Genomic DNA, 21,476 nt, shown 5'->3' with positions numbered 1-21,476 from the left:
GGGAGGCGGAGGCGGTGGCGGCGCTGCCGGGCGCGGCGGTGCTGCGGCCGGCGGAGGAGCTGCAGGCGGCTGGGGCGGTGCAGCCGCCGGCGGCGGAGCCGCGGGGCGTGCGGGTGCTGCAGGCGGCGCCGCGCCTGGCGGTCCCTTCGGCGGCTGCTTCGGTCTTCCGTCAGGGCCCGCGTCCTGCGGCTGGGCCTGAGCGACGACGAACGGCGCAGCGTCTTGCGCATGCGATGCGGTGTTGGCCAATTGCATCGCGGTCAGAGCCGTCGTCGCAAGCAGCACGAAACGAAGGTTGGTCATGTGGTGAACTTCCCCGGAAGGTTCTTTGTCGAAGTGTCGGGATGAACGGCTAAGCGTTAGGCCGCATTGTGGCGGGCGATGCAACTGCGACCCGATTTATTTCTGCACGCAAATCATCTCACTATGGCAACGTTCATTGCGCATTCAGACGCTGGTGGCAATCGCCTGACATTGCTTCGCTGCTTCACGCGTGATCGCGCAGCGGAATCGCATCCGTCGCAGGATTGGGCGTGAGCGGCCCGTTCGGTCCGCGCGATGGGATCTCCTCAGGCATGCGGCCCGGCAATTCGTCGGGCCGCGGCGGCGAGCCGGGCTCGCGCACCGGCGGCGTGATTTCGGGCTGCGGATTGCCGGGCGGGATTCCGGGCGGCGGCTCAGTCGGCGTACCGGGCGTCGACGGCGGAATCTCGGGCGGTTCAATCGGCATCGGCATCATCGGGATCGTTGTCAGAGAACAACAACGAAGGTGCAGCACCGATGTTCCGCGTCACATCGCTTCGAGACCGGATTATTCCGGCGTGTGGCAGACCGCTTCGATGTTGTGGCCGTCGGGGTCGAGCACGAAGGCGCCGTAATAGTTCGCGTGATAATGCGGGCGGATGCCGGGCGGGCCGTTGTCGCGGCCGCCGGCCGCCATCGCCGTCTTGTAGAACGCATCGACGGTGGCGCGGTCATTGGCGCGGATGGCGACATGCACCGGCTTGTTCATCGCGCCTTCGTCCCCGATCCAGAAATCGGGCTTGCCGTCGGCACCGAAGCCTGCAGCCGCAGCGTGTCCGGTCTGCTCGGCAGTGACCTCCATGATCAGGCTGTAGCCGAGCGGCGCCAGTGCCTTCGCATAGAACGCTTTGGCGCGCTCATAGTCGGAGACGGAGAATCCCAGATGATCGATCATCGCAACCTCCCTTGTTCGTACCCGTCAGCGGGACAAAAACGTATTGCTTCGTGTCTTGCGTGCGATCGTAAAGCCGCGCCCGACCATGTCGGCAATACAATCCTGCTGCCATTCGTTTTGTGACAGATGCTCGATCACCACCGCACGTGGCCAGAGCGATTGCGGCGCGTCGCGGAAGAAGCCGATCAGCACGCGGTCCTCAAAGCCCTCGACGTCGATCTTGAGCGAATCGACTTGGCCGACGCCGGCCTCCTCCAGAATGCGCACCAGGCGCAGCGACGGCACCTTGATGGCCTCGGCACTGGCCGTGCCGGTGACGACGTGGGTGGCGCCGAGGTTGCCGCCGCCGCTCTCGATCATCAGCTCGCCGTCGCGCTCGCCCGCGGCGGCCTGCACCAGGCGCACCTGCGGCGTCTTCGATGCGGCGTGGTTGAACGAGAGCCGTCCGAAGGTCAGCGGATGCGGCTCGATCGCCACCACTTGTCCGGATGGCCCGACCTGCCGCGCCATCACCAGCGCAAAGGTGCCGACATTGGCGCCGACATCGACGAACGTGCCGCCCGCAGGGGTGTGCTGGCGCAGGAAGTCGAGCTCGTCGAGATTGTAGTCGGGATTGAACAGCGCGCCGCGCTCGGTCGCGCTGCCCTGGTGATGGAAGCGGAACGAGGCGCCCTGATATTGGACGTCGACCGGGCCGCTGCGCAGCAGGTTGACCAGCCGCGACATCCACGGCCGGAACGCGCCGCGCTTCAGTCCCGACCGTTGAGCGAGGCGGATGATCGCAGCCTGCGCCGCATTGGGCGCAAACGCACCGAACGGCGCGGGCGAAGGGGCATTGTCGGACGTCAAGCAGCAGATCCTCGTTGCAGGCGGCGCATGCATAACCGGTTTTACCGAGGACTCCAACGCTCGATCACAGTCCGGTAGCCCGGATGGAGCGCAGCGTAATCCGGGATTCTTGCCGCGCGGATGGACCTTCCCGGATTGCGCTACGCTCCATCCGGGCTACACGCCGCGAACCTCACGCCGCCTTCTTGCGCTGCCGCAAGAACCGCCCCAGCAGCCGGCGCCGGCCCTTGCGCGGAATCAGGTCGATGTCGCTGACGAGCTTGGCGCCGCCCTTGCGCCGCTCCAGCACGATCTTGCGGCTGTGGAAAGCCTCCAGCTCGGCGCGATGCGCGACGCTGACGATGGTCGCCTTCGGCAGCGCCTCGGTGATCATCTGCATCATCTTGTCCTGGCTCTTCTCGTCGAGCGCCGAGGTCGCCTCATCGAGCACGACGATGTCGGGGTTGTGCAGGAGCAGCCGCGCAAAGGCGAGGCGCTGCTTCTCGCCGCCCGACAAGGTCTGGTCCCACGGTGCCTCCTCCTCGATCTTCTCCTTGAGATGATCGAGGCCGACCTTGTGCAGGGCTGCGCCGATCTCGTCCAAAGTCCAGTGGTCGGCCGCGCCGGGATAGGCGACCGCCCGCCGCAAGGAGCCAGAGGGCACATAGGGCCGCTGCGGCAGCATGAACAGCCGGCGGTCGGGATGGAAATTCACGCTGCCGCCTCCCCACGGCCACAGCCCGGCGATGGCGCGCACCAGCGTGCTCTTGCCGGTGCCGGATTCGCCGGCGACCAGCAGCCGCTCGCCGGGCTCGATCACCACCTCGGTCTCGCCGACCACGGCGGTGCCGTCGTCGAGGGTGACCGAGAGATCCTTCAGCTCCAGCATGGCCTCGTTGCTGGTTTCGCCGCGCTTGATGCGGCCGAGGCCGTCGCCCTGCTCGGCGCGCTCGAGGCCGTCCAGCGACATCATCAGCGAGGCGATGCGCCGCGCACAGGCATTCCAGTCGGCGAGCCGCGGATAATTGTCGACCAGCCAGCCGAACGCGCTCTGCACGATCGTGAAGGCGGACGCGGCCTGCATCACCTGGCCCAGCGTCATGCTGCCGTCGAGGAACTTTGGCGCGCAGAGCAGAAGCGGCACGACCGGCGCAACGAGGCTCGATCCTTGCGACACCAGCGTGGTGCGCATGTGCTGGCCGGCAAGGCGCGCCCATTGCCGCAGCACGCTCGTGAAGTTGCGATCGATGCCGTCGCGCTCCTCCTCCTCGCCGCCGAGCAGGGCGATGCTCTCGCCGTTCTCGCGCACGCGCGTCAGGGTGTAGCGGAACTCGGCTTCGGCCTGGTTCTTGCCCTCGGAGACCTGCACGAAGCGCCGGCCGATCACCACGATCGATCCGGATGCGATCGCGGCGTACAGCATCGCGGCGATCACGAGGAAGCCGGGAATGGTCACCGACGAACCGCCGAGCGTGACGGTAAGTGCCCCGCCGATGGTCCAGAGCACGACGATGAAGGTCGCGGCCGACAGCAGCGCCGACGTCACGCCGGCGAGGAAGTCGACGGGGGAGTCGGTCGCAATCCGCAAATCCTCCGCGATCCGGTATTCGGGATTCTTGTGGTCGCCGCCGACAAGGTTGAGCTGATAGTAGCGCCCGTTCTTGAGCCACCGTGTCAGCACGCTCGCCGTCAGCCAGGCGCGCCAGCGTCGCTGGATGCCCATGCGCGCGAACACCTGCACGACTGCGAGCACGATGCTGCCGATCGCGAGCGGGAAGAACATTGCGGTGAGATGGAAGACGCTCGCCGCATCGCGCTTCTCGATGGCGTCGAAGATCGCGCGATTCCAGACATTGATGCCGTATTGGAAGCCGACGGTCAGCACGATCAGCAGGCCGAGACCAACCGAGAACGGCCAGGCGAGGCGGTCGCCGTTGCGGCCCCAGAAGCCGCGGGCGCTGATCCAGAACCGTGTCAGCAGATAATCCTTGCGGACCTGCTCGGCTGCCTCGGGTGACAATTGGGGGTCGGGTTCGACCAGTTCGGGCGGCGGCGGTGTCACTTCGTCGCCGTTCTCGCCCTGGATGTCGATGATGGGCGGCTTCTTGCCCTTTTCACGCGTCGCGGCCGGCTTGTACATGAGCGGACAACGCCAAGGGAACTCGGCCGGTTCCCACGAGAGTTCCGCGTGCCCCTATTCGGCGGCGCCGTTCCTGACGCGCCGGATCCGCGCCGCCCGATGCAGAACGCGCGACAATTCCTCGATCGTATAAGGCTTTTGCACGAGGTCGCAGCCGCCTGTACCCTCCTGCGACAGGGCCTGGCTGTAGCCGGTGGTCAGCACGACCGGCACGCCGAGTCCGCGCTCGCGGATCGCCTGCGCCAGATCGAGCCCGGTCATGCCGGGCATCACCACGTCCGAGAACACGACATCGAAGCGGTCGGTGTCCACGACGAGCTCGGCGAGCGCGTCGGCCGCGTTGTCGACCAACGTGATGCTGTAGCCGAGCTCGGTGAGCCCGTCGGCGGCGAAATTGGCCAGCTCGATATTGTCCTCGACCACCAGCACCGACATGCCGCTGCCGGCCACCGCCGGCGCCGTGTTGGGAGCCTGGCGCTGCGGCAGCAGGCCCGGCGGCACGCGCGGCAGATAGAGCGAGAAGGTGCTGCCGTGCCCCACCTCGCTCGTCACGGTCACCTCGCCGCCGGACTGCCGGGCGAAGCCGAACACCTGGGACAGACCGAGGCCGGTGCCGCGGCCGACCTGCTTGGTGGTGAAGAACGGCTCGAAGATGCGGCCGAGCCGCGCGGCAGGAATGCCGACGCCGGTATCGCTGACGGTGACGCGGACGAAGCCGTGGTCCGGGCTGGCCGAAAGCTGCACCAGCGCGTCCGGAACGGTCGTCGTGGCCTCGACCCTGAAAACGATTCGCCCTTGGCCCTGCATGGCATCGCGCGCATTGGTCGCCATGTTGATCAGGGCCGTCTCGAACTGGCTGGCATCGGCATTGACGAGGCACGGTTCCGCCGGCAGTTGCATGACGATCTCGATCGCGGGGCCCAGTAGCGTGGCGAGCATGTCGTGCAGCGACTGCACCCGTGCGCCGACGTCGAACACCTCCGGCTTGAGGGTCTGGCGCCGCGCAAAGGCGAGCAATTGCGAAGTCAGCTTGGCCGCACGCGCCACCGAATCGGCAATGGCCGTGATGTAGCGTTGTCGCCGCTCCTCCGTCAGCTGCGGACGGTTCAAGAGATCGACCGAAGCACGGATCACCGTCAGGAGGTTGTTGAAGTCGTGCGCGACGCCGCCGGTGAGCTGGCCGAGCGCTTCCAGGCGCTGGCTGTGCTTGAGCGCCTCCTCGGCCTCGCGCCGCTTTGCAGCTTCGGCCTGAAGGTGCTGGGTACGCCGCAGAGCGAGCACCAGCAGCAGGAACAGCAGCGCGGTGGCGGGAATGCCGAACACCAGATGCTGGCCGATGGTGGCGAGCCAGCGTGCGCGGATCGCAGAGGTCTCCAATCCGGCGCTGACATAGATCGGATATTCGGCGACGCGCCGGTAGGCGATGCGCCGCTCGATACCGTCCGAGGGCCAAGCGACCGTGATGAGGCCGTGCACGGGCTGGGTCGCGATCTTCTGGCCCACCGGTCCGGTCGGATCGAGCCGAAGCTCGTGGTCGAGCCGGGGAAAATGCGCGAGCATTGCGCCGTCGGTGCGCCCCATCGCGAAGAAGTTGCCGGGATCGGTGCCGATCCTGGCATAGAAGCTTTCGAAATATTCCGGCAACACGGAGGCCTGGATCACGCCGATGAAGCGACCGTCGTCGGACTCGCGGCGGCGGCTGACGCCGAAGAATCGGGCGCCCTGATAGGGCGGTCGTGGCGTCAGCGCCGTGCCGATGAACGTGCCGATGCTCTGGTCCACATGGGAATAGAAGTAATCGCGGTCGGCAAAGCTCAGGTCCGGCGGCGGCGAGACGAGGCTGTTGACCAGCGCCTTTCCGTTCGCGTCGAAGATCCAGGCCGATTTGAGCTGCGGCAGCGAATCGGTCAGCCGCTTCAGCCGGCGATGCAGCGTCGGCTCGCGCTCGCGGATGATGCCGTCGGGCAGACCGCGCACGACCTCGTTGAGCTCGGCGAGGCTGCGGTCGATGGTCTCGAAGACCTTGAGCGCGTGCTCATGGGCGACATCGACCGTGCGCTCGATCTCGCGGTCGGCGGTATCGTTGGTCGATGTGTAGGAGATCGCGGCGGCGACGACGAACAGCCCAATCGGCAGCGCCAGGGATGCCGCCATCATCCACTGCAACAGCCTCAGCGAGTTGCGTTGCGCCCTCTGCACAGTCGCTCCGTCCCTGACGGGAGCTTAACTGAATCCCGCGCAAGGAAGGAAGCAGCTTGTGCTGGAACCGTTGGTTGCGAGCCGGAAATTTGCGCGTCGAGCGGGTCAGAGAAAAATTCTGCTCGAATTAACGGCAAATGCAGAACACCCCGGCCGGTTTAGCCGGAGCGGCAGGGGGGACTTCGCCTCAGATCTGGCGTTCGACCATCTTGAGCTTGAGCTCGGCGATGGCTTCGGCCGGGTTGAGGCCCTTCGGGCAGGCCTTGGCGCAGTTCATGATGGTGTGGCAGCGATAGAGCCGGAACGGGTCCTCGAGATTGTCGAGCCGCTCGCCGGTGGCCTCGTCGCGCGAATCCGAGACCCAGCGGTTGGCCTGGAGCAGCGCGGCGGGGCCGAGATAGCGCTCGCTGTTCCACCAATAGCTCGGGCAGGAGGTCGAGCAGCAGGCGCAGAGGATGCACTCGTAGAGGCCGTCGAGCTTCTCGCGGTCCTCGTGGCTCTGGCGCCATTCCTTCTGCGGCGTCGGCGAGGTCGTCTTCAGCCAGGGCTCGACCGAGGCGTATTGCGCGTAGAAATTGGTGAGGTCGGGGACGAGGTCCTTCACCACCGGCTGATGCGGCAGCGGGTTGATCTTCACCGCGCCGTCCTTCACGTCGTGCATGGACTTGGTGCAGGCCAGCGTGTTCTGGCCGTCGATGTTCATCGCGCAGGAGCCGCAGACGCCTTCACGGCAGGAGCGGCGGAAGGTCAGCGACGGGTCGATGTGGTTCTTGATCCAGATCAGGCCGTCCAGCACCATCGGGCCGCAATCATTGGTGTCGATGTAATAGGTATCGACGCTTGGATTCTTGCCGTCGTCCGGATTCCAGCGATAGACCTTGAACTCGCGGAGCTCGGTCGCGCCCGGGGGCTTCGGCCAGGTCTTGCCGCCAGTGATCTTGGAGTTCTTCGGAAGTGCGAATTCAACCATTCGATTAAGGCCTTCGCTGTTCGATCAATACACGCGCGACGTTTAGTAAACGCGAGCTTTGGGCGGGATGTACTGCACGTCGTTGGTCATGGTGTAGTTGTGAACCGGGCGATACTCGATCCTGACCTTGCCGGCATCGTCCAGCCAGGCCAGCGTGTGCTTCATCCAGTTCTTGTCGTCGCGCTCGGAGAAGTCCTCGCGGGCATGGGCGCCGCGGCTCTCGGTGCGGTTGGCGGCCGAGTTCATCGTCACCACCGCCTGCGAGATCAGATTGTCGAACTCCAGCGTCTCGACGAGGTCCGAATTCCACACCAGCGAGCGGTCGGAGACTGCGATGTCGGTAATGCCGCTGTGGACCTTCGCGATCAGGTTCTGGCCTTCGCTCAGCACTTCGCCGGTGCGGAACACCGCGCAATTGTTCTGCATCACGTGCTGCATGCCTTCGCGCAGCTTCGCGGTCGGCGTGCCGCCTGAGGCGTAGCGGTAATGGTCGAGGCGGCCGAGCGCCATCTCGGCCGAGTTCGTCGGCAGCTCGGGCTGCTTGGCATTGGGCGTGAGCTTTTCGGCGAGGCGCAAGGCGGCGGCGCGGCCGAACACGACGAGGTCAATCAGCGAGTTGGAGCCGAGGCGGTTGGCGCCGTGCACGGAGACGCAGGCCGCTTCGCCGATCGCCATCAGGCCGGGGATCACCGCGTTGTCGTCGCCGTCCTTCTTGGTCAGCACCTCGCCGTGATAGTTCGTGGGGATGCCGCCCATGTTGTAATGCACGGTCGGCACGATCGGGATCGGCTCGCGCGTCACGTCGACATTGGCGAAGATCTTGGCCGATTCCGAGATGCCCGGCAGGCGTTCGGCGAGCACGGCGGGATCGAGATGGTCGAGATGCAGGAAGATGTGGTCCTTCTTCTTGCCGACGCCGCGTCCCTCGCGGATCTCGATGGTCATCGCGCGCGAGACCACGTCGCGCGAGGCGAGGTCCTTGGCCGACGGCGCATAGCGCTCCATGAACCGCTCGCCTTCGGCGTTGACGAGATAGCCGCCTTCGCCGCGCGCACCCTCGGTGACGAGACAGCCCGAGCCGTAGATGCCGGTCGGATGGAACTGCACGAACTCCATGTCCTGCATCGGCAGGCCGGCGCGCAGCACCATGCCGCCGCCATCGCCGGTGCAGGTGTGCGCCGAGGTGCAGGAGGCATAGGCGCGGCCATAGCCGCCGGTCGCCAGGATCGTGGTCTGGGCGCGGAAACGGTGCAGCGTGCCGTCGTCGAGCTTGAGCGCGATGACGCCGCGGCAGGTGCCCTGGTCGTCCATGATCAGGTCGATGGCGAAGAACTCGATGAAGAACTCGGCCGCGTGGCGCAGCGACTGGCCGTACATCGTGTGCAGCATGGCGTGGCCGGTGCGGTCGGCGGCGGCGCAGGTGCGCTGCGCCTGGGCCTTGCCGAACTCGGTGGTCATGCCGCCGAACGGACGCTGGTAGATCTTGCCGTCCTCGGTGCGCGAGAACGGCACGCCCCAATGCTCGAGCTCGTAGACCGCGTCGGGCGCGTTGCGCACCATGTATTCGATCGCGTCCTGGTCCCCGAGCCAGTCCGACCCCTTCACGGTGTCGTACATGTGCCAGCGCCAGTCGTCCTTGTGCATGTTGCCGAGCGAAGCGGAGATGCCGCCCTGCGCCGCGACCGTGTGCGAACGGGTCGGAAACACCTTGGTGATGCAGGCGGTGCGGAGGCCGGCTTCGCTGCAGCCGACGACGGCGCGCAGGCCGGCACCGCCGGCGCCGACCACGACGACGTCGTAGGTATGGTCTTCGATCGGATAGGCTTTTCCGTTGGTGGTGGGAGCGCCGTTGCCCTTGCCATTGGTCTCAGCGGCCATGGGTTACACTCCGGAAGAAAGCTTCAGGATCGCGTAGGTCGAGGCGAGCGCCACGGCGACCGAGAAGAAATTGTTGAGCATGATCGCGGTGAGCTTGAGCTTCTCGTTATGGACGTAGTCCTCGATCACCACCTGCATGCCGATCTTCATGTGCCAGGCGCTGGCGAAGATGAAGAGGAGCAGGATCACCGCAACGGGAATGGAGCTCAGGGTCTGCGCCGCGTAGACCTGGTTGCGGCCGAGCAGCATCATGATGATGACCAGCGCCGGGATCATTAGCAGCGTCATGGCGACGCCGGTGATGCGCTGGCGCCAGAAATCGGACGTGCCGGAATGCGCGGCGCCGAGATTGCGGACGCGCCCGAGCGGGGTGCGCATCGACGGACGCTTCGGGGAGCCGTGGGACTCGTCAAAGCTCATCGGCCGCCTCCGTTCGCATAAGCGATGATCCAGATCAGCACCGTCAGTGCGATGCCGCCGACCAGGGCGCCCCAGGTCAGCGCTTCGCGCTCATTGGCCTTGAAGCCGTAGCCGAGATCCCAGACGAAATGCCGGATGCCGCTGAGCATGTGGTGCATCAGGGCCCAGGTGTAGCCGAACACGATGAGCCGGCCGATGATGCTGCTGGAGAAGGCCTGGACATGGGCATAGGCGGCCGGGCCGGAGGCCGCGGCAACCAGCCACCAGACCAGCAGCAGGGTTCCCACATAGAGGGCGATACCGGTGGCGCGGTGGACGATGGATAGAGCCATCGTCAGCGTCCAACGATACGTTTGGATGTGCGGCGAAAGCGGTCGTTCGATCCGTGCGGTCATGGGTGGCTTTTGATGTTTGTTGCGGCCCAGCATGGGGCGCGCGGGGATCGCGAAAGGTGGGCTCTATTTACGGAGTCGATCTGGCCTGCGCAATCACCAAATCGCCATAAACCGAACTGTGGTTCAGCTCTATGGCCTTGATGAACCAAGGCCAATCAGGGTCTTGGTATACCAGCCTATCCATCCGCCAACGAACATAGGAATCTAAATTCATTTCTTTAGCACGAGCGTGCGGCGCATTGAAATCGCTATTGGAACGCCTCTAAGCCGCCTTGAGCCCGTGCGGCCGCAACGTGCGAGGGGACGATGCCGAGGGTAAACCGTCCCGGCTGCGACCCACCGCGACTCCCGGCACGCGCACCGGTTCCCGCGCTCCGGGCGGATATGCGCACCCTGCATTCCACCCCAGCCCGACCGTGCGACGTGTCAGGTGCTATCTGTTGGTCTCGGCAGCCGGCTTGCTTCGTCGCAAGAGCTCCTCGCAATGACGCCGACAGAGCGGAGCTCTCTCACTTCTTCGCGTAAATATCCTTGTACGTTTCGCGCAGCACGTTCTTCTGCACCTTGCCCATCGTATTGCGCGGTAGCTCGTCGACCACGAAGACCCGCTTCGGCATCTTGAATTTCGCGAGGCGCCCGTCGAGGCCCTTCAGCACGGCCGCTTCATCGATGCTCGCGCCGGGCTGGCGCACCAGCACCGCGGTGACGCCCTCGCCGAAATCGGTGTGCGGCACGCCGATCACGGCCGACTCCACCACGCCAGGCATGGCATCGATCTCGCTCTCGATCTCCTTCGGGTAGACGTTGAAGCCGCCGGAGATCACGAGATCCTTGCCGCGTCCGAGGATGTGCACGTAACCCTTGGCGTCGATCTTGCCGAGATCGCCGGTGATGAAGAAGCCGTCGGGCCGGAATTCGGCCTTGGTCTTCTCCGGCATGCGCCAATAGCCCTTGAAGACGTTCGGCCCCTTCACCTCGATCATGCCGATTTCGTCGCGCGCCAGCTCTTTCCCTGTCTCGGGATCGGTCACGCGCACGGAGACGCCCGGCAGCGGAAAGCCGACCGCGCCGGGAACGCGCTCGCCGTCATACGGGTTCGACGTGTTCATGTTGGTCTCGGTCATGCCGTAGCGCTCGAGCACGGCATGGCCCGTGCGCGCCGACCATTCGCGATGGGTGTCGGCGAGCAGCGGCGCCGAACCCGAGATGAACAGACGCATGTGCTTCGTCGTCTCGTGCGACAGCGCAGGGTTCTGCAGCAGGCGGGTGTAGAAGGTCGGCACGCCCATCAACACCGTGGCGCGCGCCATCAGCTTGATGATCAGGTCCGGATCGAGCTTCGGCAGGAAGATCATCGACGCCCGGGCGAACAGCGTCACGTTGGTCGCCACGAACAGGCCGTGGGTGTGGTAGATCGGCAGCGCGTGGATCAGGACGTCCTTGTCGGTGAAGCGCCAATAGTCGACGAGCGAGAGCGAGTTAGACGCGAGATTGTCATGCGTCAGCATCGCGCCCTTGGAGCGGCCGGTGGTACCCGAGGTGTAGAGGATCGCGGCGAGATCGTCGCTTTCACGCGGCACCGTCGTGAATTCGCGGCTCGCTTTGTCGGCGGCCTCCGTCAGCGAGCCCTTGCCGTCAGCTCCGAGCGTCTCGACCTTCGCCCTCACCTTGCCTGCGATCGGCGCGAGCCCCTCCGCCTTGGCAGGATCGCAGACCACCAGCGACGGCTCGGCATCGCCGATGAAGTAGTCGAGCTCGTTCAGCGTATAGGCCGTGTTCAGCGGCAGATAGACCGCGCCGGCGCGCACCGTGCCGAGATACAGCACGATATTGGCGACCGACTTCTCCACCTGTACCGCGACGCGGTCGCCCGGCTTCACGCCGCGCGCGACCAGCACGTTCGCCATCTGGCCCGCGCGCGCGATCAGATCGCCATAGCTGATATGGGCGCCGTCATGCGTCTCGATCGCGAGCCGCTTCGGATCGGCGAGGCCCTCGAACAGGCGGGAAAACAAATTGGCGTTGGCAGCTTGGTTCATGCAACATTCCTCGCCGGCACAGGCCGGTCAAAACCGCGGGCTGGATTAGCAAAAACCGCCCCGATCAAGCAACGGAGACAGATTGCATGTCAAAAAGCGGGAAACGCGTGGCCTGGGTCACGGGCGGTGGCAGCGGGATCGGGGAGGCCGGCGCGGAGGCGTTAGCTGCCGACGGCTGGACGGTGGTGGTGTCGGGACGCCGCAAGGATGCGCTGGATGCCGTGGTCGCGAAGATCACGAAAGCGGGCGGCGCGGCCGAGGCGATCGCGCTGGACGTGTCCAAGGCCGCCGAGGCGCAGAAGGCGGCGGATGATATCGTCGCCCGGCACGGCCGCATCGATCTGCTGGTGAACAACGCCGGCATCAATGTTCCCAAGCGCAGCTGGAAGGACATGGAGCTGGAGGGCTGGGACAGACTGGTCCAGGTCAATCTCAACGGCGTGCTCTATTGCATGCGCGCCGTGCTGCCGACGATGCGCAAGCAGCAGGACGGTTCCATCATCAACGTCTCGTCCTGGGCCGGCCGTCACGTCTCGAAGATGCCGGGCCCGGCCTACACCACCACCAAGCACGCGGTGCTGGCGCTGACCCATTCCTTCAACATGGACGAATGCGTCAACGGCCTGCGCGCCTGCTGCCTGATGCCGGGCGAGGTGGCGACGCCGATCCTGAAGCTGCGACCGGTGGTGCCGAGCGAAGCCGAGCAGGCGAAGATGCTGCAGCCCGAAGATCTCGGCCGTACCATCGCCTTCATCGCGAGCATGCCGGCGCGGGTCTGCATCAACGAAGTGCTGATCAGCCCGACGCATAATCGCGGGTTCATTCAGACGCCGAACAACAGGGATTGAGGCGAGGACACTGCCTCAACGGGTACGCCGTCGCAGGATGGGCAAAGGCGCGAAGCGCCGTGCCCACCATCTCTCTCCGCATTTGCGTTTGGTGGGCACGCTTCGCTTTGCCCACCCTACTGCTTCGCTACGCTTGTCCGGGTGCTCTCGTTCGCACACGAACATCCCCGCCGATAGTTTCACCCATCACAAAGAATTTTTCCCCGAAACCGCACCTGAAACCCTCCCGTAGTTCGGTCCAACGACGGCACTGCTGCATCACCCTTAACTGTCGCAGGCGCCGTTGTTGCTCAACTCAACGCCGGCCAACGCCGGTCTCAATTCAATCGGGAGACTCTCTCATGTCGAAGCGCATTGCCTATCTCGCTGCCGCCGCCTTCAGCGCCCTGGCCCTCACCGCGACCGTCGTCGCGCCCGCCAGTGCCGAGGAAAAGACCGTCATGGTCGGCGGCGCCGCGATGTACCCGTCCAAGAACATCGTCCAGAACGCGGTCAACTCCAAGGATCACACCACGCTGGTGGCGGCGGTGAAGGCGGCCGGCCTGGTGCCGACGCTCGAAGGCAAGGGCCCGTTCACGGTGTTCGCGCCGACCAACGCCGCCTTCGGCAAGCTGCCGGCCGGCACCGTCGACAGCCTGGTCAAGCCCGAGAACAAGGCAACGCTGACCAAGATTCTCACCTACCATGTCGTGCCCGGCAAGCTCGCGGCTTCCGACCTCACCGACGGCAAGAAGCTGAAGACCGCCGAAGGCGAGGAGCTGACGGTGAAGAAAATGGACGGCAAGGTCTGGATCGTCGACGCCAAGGGCGGCACCTCGATGGTGACGATCACCAACGTCAACCAGTCGAACGGCGTGATCCATGTGGTCGATACCGTGCTGATGCCGGCGACGTAACACCGCGCGATCCTGTTTCATCCCCGAACAGGACGTCCTCAGACCGCGAGCCGGGGATACCCGGCTCGCTCTTTTGTGACCACAATAGCCTCACGACATCGATTCGATGGCGAACGGGATGTAACGAAAGCCGAAACACCGGCGTATAATCGCTGTCACACGACCTCAGGATGGAACCCGCCATGGCGAGCCTCACAGTCACCGACGAGCAGGTCACGGCCACCAAGTCCAAAGTGATCCAGCCGGCCTGGGTGCGGGTCATGCATTGGATCAACGCGCTCGCCATGATCCTGATGATCCTGTCGGGCTGGCAGATCTACAACGCCTCGCCGCTGTTCGACTTCCGCTTTCCGCGCGAGTACACGCTGGGCGGCTGGCTCGGCGGCGGCCTGCTCTGGCATTTTGCGGCGATGTGGCTGCTGATGATCAACGGCCTCGCCTATCTCGTCACCGGCATCGCTACCGGCCGCTTCCGCAAGAAGCTGCTGCCGATCACGGCATCAGGCGTGCTCCACGACGTCAGGGCGGCGCTGACCTTCAAGCTCGGCCATGACGATCTCACCGTCTACAATTACGTGCAGCGGCTGCTCTATGCCGGCATCATCGTGGTCGGTGTGCTGATCGTGCTGTCGGGCCTTGCGATTTGGAAGCCCGTTCAGCTTTATTATCTCGTGATGCTGTTCGGCGATTATCCGGCCGCGCGCTATGTCCACTTCTTCTGCATGGCCGCGATCTGCGCGTTTCTGGTCGTCCACGTCTTGCTTGCGCTGCTCGTGCCGAAGAGTCTGCGCGCGATGATCATCGGTCGCTAGAGCATGATCCGGAAAAGTGTGAGGCGGTTTTCCGACAAGATCATGCTCAAAATGGATATGTGAGGAGAACATGGCCAAACGTCCCTTCCTGATCCCCGGCGTCGACAAGCGGCTGCTGATCAAGGATTCCATCAAGACCATGCCTGATCTCGCCCGGCGCCGCTTCATCGCGGGCGGTGCGAGCCTGGGTGCGCTGACGCTGCTCACGGGTTGCGACGTGATCGATTCGTCCTCGGCCGAGACCATGCTGGCGAAGGTCTCGAAGTTCAACGATGCCGTGCAGGCCTGGATGTTCAATCCCGACGCGCTGGCGCCGACCTTCCCCGAAAGCGCGATCACCAAGCCCTTCCCGTTCAACGCCTATTACGATCTCGACGACGCGCCTGACATCTCGGCCGCGGATTGGAAGCTCGAGGTGCGCGGCCTCGTCGACAACAAGAAGTCCTGGACGCTGGATGAACTCTACAAGCTGCCCCAGGTCACGCAGATCACGCGTCACATCTGCGTCGAGGGCTGGAGCGCGATCGGCAGCTGGACCGGCACGCCCTTGCGCGATTTCCTCAAGCTTATCGGCGCCGATACGCGCGCGAATTATGTCTGGTTCCAGTGCGCCGACAAGGACGGCTACAACTCGCCGCTCGACATGCGCAGTGCGCTGCATCCGCAGACGCAGATGACGTTCAAATACGCCAACGAGATCCTGCCGCGCGCTTACGGCTTTCCGATGAAGATCCGCGTGCCGACCAAGCTCGGCTTCAAGAACCCGAAATACGTGGTCTCGATGGAAGTCACCAACGATTACAAGGGCGGCTATTGGGAAGACCAGGGGTATAATTCGTTCAGCGGGAGCTAGCTCCGCTGTCGTAGGGTGGATTAGCCGAGCGGCTGCGCGAAGCGCAGTCGGTGGGCGTAATCCACCATACTTCCGCAGTTGCCGAGCGAAGTTGGTGGATTACGCTTCGCTAATCCACCCTACGGCACCGATTGCTTGGCCGGCCCCACCTTCCGCTGGCACAACGCCGCCACCGCGCCCAGCGCCAATAGCGCCGCCGACACATTCAGCGCGTAACTCAGGCTCCCCAGCGCATCGGTGATCGCGCCGACCACGATCGGCCCGAGCGTCTGGCCGACGCCGAACGAGATCGTCATCGCCGCGATCGCGGTCGGCCACACCTCTGGCGGATAGTTGAAGCGGACGAAGGCGGTGGTCGAGCCGACCACGGCGAAAAAGGCGACGCCGAACACGATCGCGGAGACCGCGAGCCAGGCCGGCGAATGCCCGAGCATCGGCAGCGCTGCGCCAGCTGCGTTGGTGCCGAGGATGATGGCGGTGGCGAGCCCGCCGCGGTCGAGCGCCAGCACGCCGCGCCAGGCCCAGGGCGTCACGAACGCGCTCAGACCGATCAACCCCCAGAACGCCGCCTGCGCCGCGGCCCCGCCGCCGCCGTCGCGCACATAGGCGATCATGAAGGTCATGTAGGCGATGTAGCCGGCGCCGAACAGGAAATAGCCGGCCAGATAAATCAGCACCGGCAGGATCGCGAACGAGGCATGACCGCCTTCGGAGAAGCGCGCGCCGCTCTCGATGCGGATCAGGAACAGCGGGATCGTCATCGCGACCGACAGCAGCGTCAGCGCCCACCACACGATCCACCACGAGCCCGGCCCGAAATATTGCAGCGTGAACGGGGCGATCAGCCCCGAGGACAGAATGCCGATGCCGGGTCCGGCATAGAACAGGCTGAGCAGAAAGTTGGCCCGTTCGGGCCGCGACTGGGCGATGGTGGCGGCGAGCGCGCCGCCGGCGACGAAGCCGGCCGCCGCGCCCAGGCCCAGCACCAGGCGCGCCAGGCTCAGCGCGACGAAATCCCCCGTCAGCGCGCAGGTGGCGAGCGCGGCGACGCAGGCAATGGTTCCGCCGCGGATCGCGGCGGCCCAGCCGACGCGCCGGATCAGGCGGGACGCCACCAGCGCGCCGACGAGATAGCCGACGGCGTTGATCGTGTTCATGAAACCGGCCGCCGAGTAGGACCAGCCGAGGTCCTCCCGCATGTCCGGCAGCACCAGCGCATAGGCAAAGCGGCCGATGCCGAGCCCGACGGTGGCTGCCAGCGACAGGGTCAGGATCAGCCGCGCGGGGTGTGCGTCGGGCAGGGGGCGATCAGGGGCGTGCAAGGGGTACTCCGGCCCGTCCAGTGTGGCAGGCCCCGCCGGCCTTGCACAGCCGCAGCGCGGCAATGGTGTCTTGCCAAGCGCGCAACGCCGCTCTAGCACTCCGGCGCCGTCATTCCGGGGCGCGCGAAGCGCGAGCCCGGAATCCATAACCCCGGCTGGTGGCTATGGATTCCGGGCCCGCGCTAAGAGGCGCGTCCCGGAATGACGAGAGAGGATCGAAAAGGACACGACATGGCGACCCACAAACTGCTGCTGCTTCCCGGCGACGGTATCGGCCCCGAGGTGATGGGCGAGGTGAAGCGGCTGATCGACTGGCTCAATTCGGCCGGGATCGCCAAGTTCGAGACCGACACCGGCCTCGTCGGCGGCTCCGCCTATGACGCGCACAAGGTGTCGATCTCCGAAGGCGACATGGCCAAGGCCAAGGACGCCGACGCCGTGATCTTCGGCGCGGTCGGCGGTCCGAAGTGGGATGCCGTGCCTTACGAGGTGCGCCCGGAAGCCGGCCTCTTGCGCCTGCGCAAGGATCTCGCGCTGTTCGCCAACCTCCGTCCCGCCGTGTGCTATCCGGCGCTGGCGGATGCTTCCAGCCTGAAGCGCGAGGCGGTCGAGGGCCTCGACATCGTCATCGTGCGTGAGCTCACCGGCGGCGTCTATTTCGGCGAGCCCAAGACCATCACCGATCTCGGCAACGGCCAGAAGCGCGCCATCGATACCCAGGTCTACGATACCTATGAGATCGAGCGCATCGGCCGCGTCGCCTTCGAGCTTGCCCGGAAGCGCAAGAACAAGGTGACGTCGATGGAGAAGCGCAACGTCATGAAATCGGGCGTGCTCTGGAACGAGGTCATGACTCAGGTCCACAAGCGCGAATACCCCGATGTCACGCTCGAGCATCAGCTCGCCGATTCCGGCGGCATGATGCTGGTGAAATGGCCGAAGCAGTTCGACGTCATCGTGACGGACAATCTGTTCGGCGACATGCTCTCCGACATCGCGGCGATGCTCACCGGCTCGCTCGGCATGCTGCCCTCGGCCTCGCTCGGCGAGGTCGACGTCAAGACCAAGAAGCGCAAGGCGCTGTACGAGCCCGTGCACGGCTCGGCCCCCGATATCGCCGGCAAGGGCCTCGCCAATCCCATCGCGATGATCTCGTCCTTCGGCATGGCGTTGCGCTATTCTTTCGACATGGGCGATCTCGCCGACAAGGTCGACCAGGCCATCGCTGCCGTGCTGGCCAGCGGCCTGCGCACCGCCGACATCAAGTCGGAAGGCACCACGGCCGCTTCCACCACGCAGATGGGCGAAGCGATCCTGAAGGAATTGCAGAAGCTGCACGCGTAAGGCGGGAAGAATCGTAGCCTGGATGGAGCGAAGCGAAATCCGGGTTCTCACCCCGTGGACAGACCTTCCCGGATTGCGCTTCGCTCCATCCGGGCTACGGCCTCATTGGAAACCGCCTCATGGATACACCCCGCCCCAAGATCGCGGAAACCGTCATCCATGAGACGGTGCGCCTGCGCGAGGCGCAGGTCGGGCGGCGTTGCGAGGTGCTTGCGGGCACGCGCATCGAATATGCTTCGCTCGGCGACTACTCCTATCTCGGCGAGAATTGCGACGTCGCCGACGCCGTGATCGGCAAGTTCACGGCGATCGCCAACTCGGTGCGGATCGGTGCGCCAAACCACCCGATGGGCCGTCCCTCGCAGCACCGCTTCACCTACGTCCCCGAATATTACGAGGCGGGCGCGACGCGCGACCGCGACTTCTTCGCAGGTAGGCGCGGCGACCGGGTGATCGTCGGCAACGACGTCTGGATCGGCCACGCCGCCATCCTGCTGCCGGGCGTGAGCGTCGGCGATGGCGCAGTGATCGCCGCAGGCGCCGTCGTTAGCCGCGATGTCGAGCCGTACACCATCGTCGGTGGCGTTCCCGCCCGTCCCATCCGCAAGCGCTTTGACGATACCGTTTCCGCAAGCCTGCGCCGCATCGCCTGGTGGGATTGGCCGGATGCGCTGATCTTCGAACGCCTCAGTGATTTCCGCTCCGAGGCCATCGAAGAATTTTGCCGGCGCTACGATCCGGCAGCCAATGCGTAAGACGGACGCATCTCGCGAAAAACAAAAATGGCCGGGCGTGAGCACCGGCCATTTTGATTCGGTCGTGACGCCCGCCTCAGTACAGCGGGAAGTTTTGCGGATAGCCGCCGACATCCTGCGGCGGGGAGAGCGGCTGGCGGTCGATCGGCCGGTTGAGGTTCTCGCGGGCGAAGGACGGATAGCCCACGGCCGGGGGGAAGGCGTAGTCGGTGAACTTGCGGTCGCCCGGATTGACCTCGGTGCCGCCATCGAGCCAGGAGCGCTTGCTCACATAGAGGCGGGTGCGGCCCTGTTGATAGACCGTGTTGGGGCCGCTCGGGCCGTAATAGGGCCGGCCGCGGTCGTCATAGCGCTGCTTGGTCCTGGTGTCGGCGGAAGCCGCGGTCGCGAACGCAACGGCCATTGCGGCGCCCGCCGCAAGCAATGTCGCCAGTTTGTTCGCGGCAGAAAATTTCAAGCTCATCACGTCCCCTTCAGGCGGCAGGCCGCCAGTCGATTTCACCCCATACTAGCCCGGCCGGGGCGGACGCAACTAGGTCAATTGGGTCACACCAGCTCGGAATAATCGTGCGCGCCGGCAAAAGTTGCATGCAAACCAGCTACTTGAGCTTGATGCAGAATCCTTGATGCAAGTCAAAGCGCTCCGCGCAATTGCGCGTTCGCTGCGCCCAGCAGCCAGTCCGGCGAGCCCTGGGGGTCACAGCCGCGGCGCCTGAGCTCGGCATGGGCGAACAATTCCGCCAGCCTCGGCTCGTTGCCCGAGGCCAGCAGCGTCAGCCGGTTCAGCGTGCAGGCGATCGCCGCGCGGCGGGCGGGCAAGCTGTCGCCCTGGCAGGAGAAGCCGGAGATCTGCAAGGCGGGCTCCTCGTAGCGCTTGAGATAGCCGAGGCAGGCCCGCGTCCCCTCTGTCGCGCCGACCGGCCGGAACAGGGCGACGGGGCCGAATTTGCTGTCAATCAGGCCGGCCTGCTCGAGCGGGGCATCTGCACCCAAACCCATCCGGGCGGCCAAACCCGCGGCCGCCGGCCGTGTCACGTCGAATTCGGCGCCTTGGCGGTAGATTTCGAGTTCGGCCACCGGCTTGTCCGCCATATCGGTCCAGCGCAGCACGTCCCTGCGGCCGCCCTCGGAATGCCTAAAGATGACGTAAGAGGCTGTTTTTTCTGATGAATCGATCCGGCTGACGGCGAAGGCCGGATGCGAGCGGTCGGCGATGCTCCAGCCCGGTCTGTCCGCCGGACCATCGCCACGCAGGTCAGGCAGCTGTCCCAATGCCGCAAGGGCGAGGATGGCAAACAGGGCGAGCGCCCCCACATAGGCGACCAGATGCGCCAGCGTGCCGACGACCTCGTCGGCCAAGGCCAAGAGCGTCAGCTGGATCTGGGTAGGGCTAACGGCCGTGCTGGCCTCAGGCGACTGCATCCACGTCCCCAAGGCATGGTCTTAACGTTGTCTTGAGTCCGGTTCTCGCATAGAAGCGCTGCTCTTCCTGTTTAAGCGTCAGCTTCGGGAACGGGCTTTTTCATCGGAGAGTGAACGATGGGTTACAAAGTCGCAGTCGTCGGCGCGACCGGCAATGTCGGTCGGGAAATGCTCAACATCCTGGATGAGCGCAAATTCCCCGCGGACGAGGTCGTGGCCCTGGCGTCGCGCCGCAGCGTCGGTGTCGAAGTCTCCTATGGCGACCGCACCCTGAAGGTCAAAGCGCTCGAGCATTACGACTTCTCCGACGTCGACATCTGCCTGATGTCGGCGGGTGGGTCGGTGTCGAAGGAATGGTCGCCGAAGATCGGCGCCGCCGGCGCTGTGGTGATCGACAATTCCTCCGCTTGGCGCATGGATCCGGACGTGCCGCTGATCGTGCCCGAGGTGAATGCGGCCGCGACCGAAGGCTTCAAGAAGAAGAACATCATCGCCAACCCGAACTGCTCGACCGCACAGCTCGTGGTGGCGCTCAAGCCGCTGCACGAGAAGGCGACGATCAAGCGCGTCGTGGTCTCGACCTATCAGTCGGTGTCGGGCGCCGGCAAGGACGCAATGGACGAATTGTTCTCGCAGACCAAGGCCGTCTACACCAACGACGAGCTGGTCGCGAAGAAATTCCCCAAGCGCATCGCCTTCAACGTCATCCCCCACATCGACGTCTTCATGGAGGACGGCTACACCAAGGAAGAGTGGAAGATGATGGCGGAGACCAAGAAGATCCTGGATCCCAAGATCAAGCTGTCCGCCACCTGCGTGCGCGTGCCTGTGTTCGTCGGCCATTCCGAGGCCGTCAACATCGAGTTCGAGAATCCGATCACCGCCGATGAAGCGCGCAACATCCTGCGCGTGGCGCCCGGCTGTCTCGTCATCGACAAGCAGGAGCCCGGCGGCTACGCCACTCCTTACGAAGCGGCCGGCGAGGACGCGACTTACATCAGCCGCATCCGCGAGGACGCGACCGTGGAGAACGGTCTCGTGCTCTGGTGCGTGTCGGACAATCTGCGTAAAGGCGCCGCCCTCAACGCGATTCAGATCGCGGAAGTGCTGATCAACCGCAAGCTGATAACCGCCAAGCAGAAGGCGGCGTAAGGGGC

Annotated in this window: 21 protein-coding genes; 8 read left to right on the top strand and 13 right to left on the bottom strand. The window is 65.1% G+C overall.

All coding sequences use genetic code 11. The features are described 5' to 3' along the window. Positions 1-199 (top strand): hypothetical protein (locus I6F20_RS34070; RefSeq protein ID WP_225130294.1); only part of this gene is annotated, 199 nt, incomplete at its 5' end. Between the two features lie 288 nt (positions 200-487). Here the strand turns inward: I6F20_RS34070 and I6F20_RS34065 are convergent. From I6F20_RS34065 to I6F20_RS34020, 10 genes are all read right to left on the bottom strand, one after another. After that, entirely contained in the window at positions 488-730 is a 243-nt protein-coding gene (locus tag I6F20_RS34065; protein ID WP_036024169.1) for a hypothetical protein, read from the bottom strand. Positions 731-811: 81 nt separating this feature from the next. After that, positions 812-1,198 carry a VOC family protein gene (locus I6F20_RS34060; protein WP_036024166.1) on the bottom strand — a complete coding sequence of 129 codons (387 nt, stop codon included), beginning with the start codon at positions 1,196-1,198 and terminating at the stop codon, positions 812-814. Positions 1,199-1,222: 24 nt separating this feature from the next. Next, positions 1,223-2,047, bottom strand: a complete 825-nt coding sequence (locus tag I6F20_RS34055; protein WP_225130292.1) for an FkbM family methyltransferase — start codon at positions 2,045-2,047, stop codon at positions 1,223-1,225. Positions 2,048-2,219: 172 nt separating this feature from the next. Continuing rightward, positions 2,220-4,166: an ABC transporter ATP-binding protein/permease gene (locus tag I6F20_RS34050; protein WP_225130280.1), complete on the bottom strand. Its 1,947-nt coding sequence runs from the start codon at positions 4,164-4,166 to the stop codon at positions 2,220-2,222. Positions 4,167-4,220: 54 nt separating this feature from the next. Further along, positions 4,221-6,365, bottom strand: a complete 2,145-nt coding sequence (locus I6F20_RS34045) for a hybrid sensor histidine kinase/response regulator family protein (protein ID WP_225130278.1) — start codon at positions 6,363-6,365, stop codon at positions 4,221-4,223. Between the two features lie 187 nt (positions 6,366-6,552). After that, a complete protein-coding gene (locus I6F20_RS34040) occupies positions 6,553-7,335 on the bottom strand; it encodes a succinate dehydrogenase iron-sulfur subunit (RefSeq protein WP_036002750.1) in 783 nt (260 codons plus the stop codon). A gap of 42 nt (positions 7,336-7,377) precedes the next feature. Beyond that, on the bottom strand, positions 7,378-9,213 hold the full coding sequence (gene sdhA, locus I6F20_RS34035; protein WP_225130268.1) for a succinate dehydrogenase flavoprotein subunit: 1,836 nt from the start codon (positions 9,211-9,213) through the stop codon (positions 7,378-7,380). Positions 9,214-9,216: 3 nt separating this feature from the next. Further along, the gene (gene sdhD, locus I6F20_RS34030; protein WP_036002745.1) at positions 9,217-9,633 is read right to left on the bottom strand and encodes a succinate dehydrogenase, hydrophobic membrane anchor protein; all 417 of its coding nucleotides are present in this window, start codon (positions 9,631-9,633) and stop codon (positions 9,217-9,219) included. Continuing rightward, entirely contained in the window at positions 9,630-10,028 is a 399-nt protein-coding gene (gene sdhC, locus I6F20_RS34025; RefSeq protein ID WP_036024159.1) for a succinate dehydrogenase, cytochrome b556 subunit, read from the bottom strand. Before sdhC ends, sdhD begins: the two co-directional genes overlap by 4 nt. A 509-nt stretch (positions 10,029-10,537) precedes the next feature. Then, on the bottom strand, positions 10,538-12,067 hold the full coding sequence (locus I6F20_RS34020) for a malonate--CoA ligase (RefSeq protein ID WP_225130240.1): 1,530 nt from the start codon (positions 12,065-12,067) through the stop codon (positions 10,538-10,540). Positions 12,068-12,153: 86 nt separating this feature from the next. On the opposite strand from I6F20_RS34020, the gene I6F20_RS34015 reads away from it, so the two are divergent. The 4 genes from I6F20_RS34015 (at position 12,154) to I6F20_RS34000 (ending at position 15,476) form a co-directional block, all read left to right on the top strand. Beyond that, positions 12,154-12,915: an SDR family oxidoreductase gene (locus I6F20_RS34015; protein WP_225130238.1), complete on the top strand. Its 762-nt coding sequence runs from the start codon at positions 12,154-12,156 to the stop codon at positions 12,913-12,915. A gap of 341 nt (positions 12,916-13,256) precedes the next feature. Further along, positions 13,257-13,811, top strand: a complete 555-nt coding sequence (locus I6F20_RS34010) for a fasciclin domain-containing protein (RefSeq protein WP_036002736.1) — start codon at positions 13,257-13,259, stop codon at positions 13,809-13,811. A gap of 182 nt (positions 13,812-13,993) precedes the next feature. Beyond that, positions 13,994-14,623, top strand: a complete 630-nt coding sequence (locus I6F20_RS34005; RefSeq protein WP_036002769.1) for a cytochrome b/b6 domain-containing protein — start codon at positions 13,994-13,996, stop codon at positions 14,621-14,623. 70 nt (positions 14,624-14,693) lie between these two features. Further along, complete coding sequence (locus I6F20_RS34000; protein ID WP_036002733.1) at positions 14,694-15,476, top strand: molybdopterin-binding protein; 783 nt, start codon at positions 14,694-14,696, stop codon at positions 15,474-15,476. Positions 15,477-15,595: 119 nt separating this feature from the next. Here the strand turns inward: I6F20_RS34000 and I6F20_RS33995 are convergent, their stop codons facing one another. Continuing rightward, on the bottom strand, positions 15,596-16,798 hold the full coding sequence (locus I6F20_RS33995) for a YbfB/YjiJ family MFS transporter (RefSeq protein ID WP_036024151.1): 1,203 nt from the start codon (positions 16,796-16,798) through the stop codon (positions 15,596-15,598). Between the two features lie 231 nt (positions 16,799-17,029). Here I6F20_RS33995 and leuB point away from each other — a divergent pair, with 231 nt between their 5' ends. Both leuB and I6F20_RS33985 read left to right on the top strand, forming a co-directional pair. After that, on the top strand, positions 17,030-18,142 hold the full coding sequence (gene leuB, locus I6F20_RS33990; protein ID WP_036002726.1) for a 3-isopropylmalate dehydrogenase: 1,113 nt from the start codon (positions 17,030-17,032) through the stop codon (positions 18,140-18,142). A 119-nt stretch (positions 18,143-18,261) separates the two neighbouring features. Continuing rightward, positions 18,262-18,897 (top strand): DapH/DapD/GlmU-related protein, encoded by a 636-nt coding sequence (locus tag I6F20_RS33985; RefSeq protein WP_036002723.1) that lies wholly within the window; start codon positions 18,262-18,264, stop codon positions 18,895-18,897. 76 nt (positions 18,898-18,973) lie between these two features. Here I6F20_RS33985 and I6F20_RS33980 read toward each other — a convergent pair whose 3' ends face one another. Both I6F20_RS33980 and I6F20_RS33975 read right to left on the bottom strand, forming a co-directional pair. Next, the gene (locus tag I6F20_RS33980) at positions 18,974-19,360 is read right to left on the bottom strand and encodes a hypothetical protein (RefSeq protein WP_036002720.1); all 387 of its coding nucleotides are present in this window, start codon (positions 19,358-19,360) and stop codon (positions 18,974-18,976) included. Positions 19,361-19,530: 170 nt separating this feature from the next. Then, on the bottom strand, positions 19,531-20,319 hold the full coding sequence (locus tag I6F20_RS33975; protein WP_225130236.1) for a hypothetical protein: 789 nt from the start codon (positions 20,317-20,319) through the stop codon (positions 19,531-19,533). A 117-nt stretch (positions 20,320-20,436) separates the two neighbouring features. Here I6F20_RS33975 and I6F20_RS33970 point away from each other — a divergent pair, with 117 nt between their 5' ends. Further along, on the top strand, positions 20,437-21,471 hold the full coding sequence (locus tag I6F20_RS33970; protein ID WP_036002717.1) for an aspartate-semialdehyde dehydrogenase: 1,035 nt from the start codon (positions 20,437-20,439) through the stop codon (positions 21,469-21,471). Positions 21,472-21,476: the final 5 nt, after the last annotated feature.

It is taken from the genome of Bradyrhizobium sp. IC3123 (assembly GCF_020193625.1).
Classification (GTDB): Bacteria; Pseudomonadota; Alphaproteobacteria; order Rhizobiales; family Xanthobacteraceae; genus Bradyrhizobium; species Bradyrhizobium yuanmingense.
Note: the sequence above shows the minus strand (reverse complement) of the source record. Positions and strands in the feature narration are given on the sequence as shown.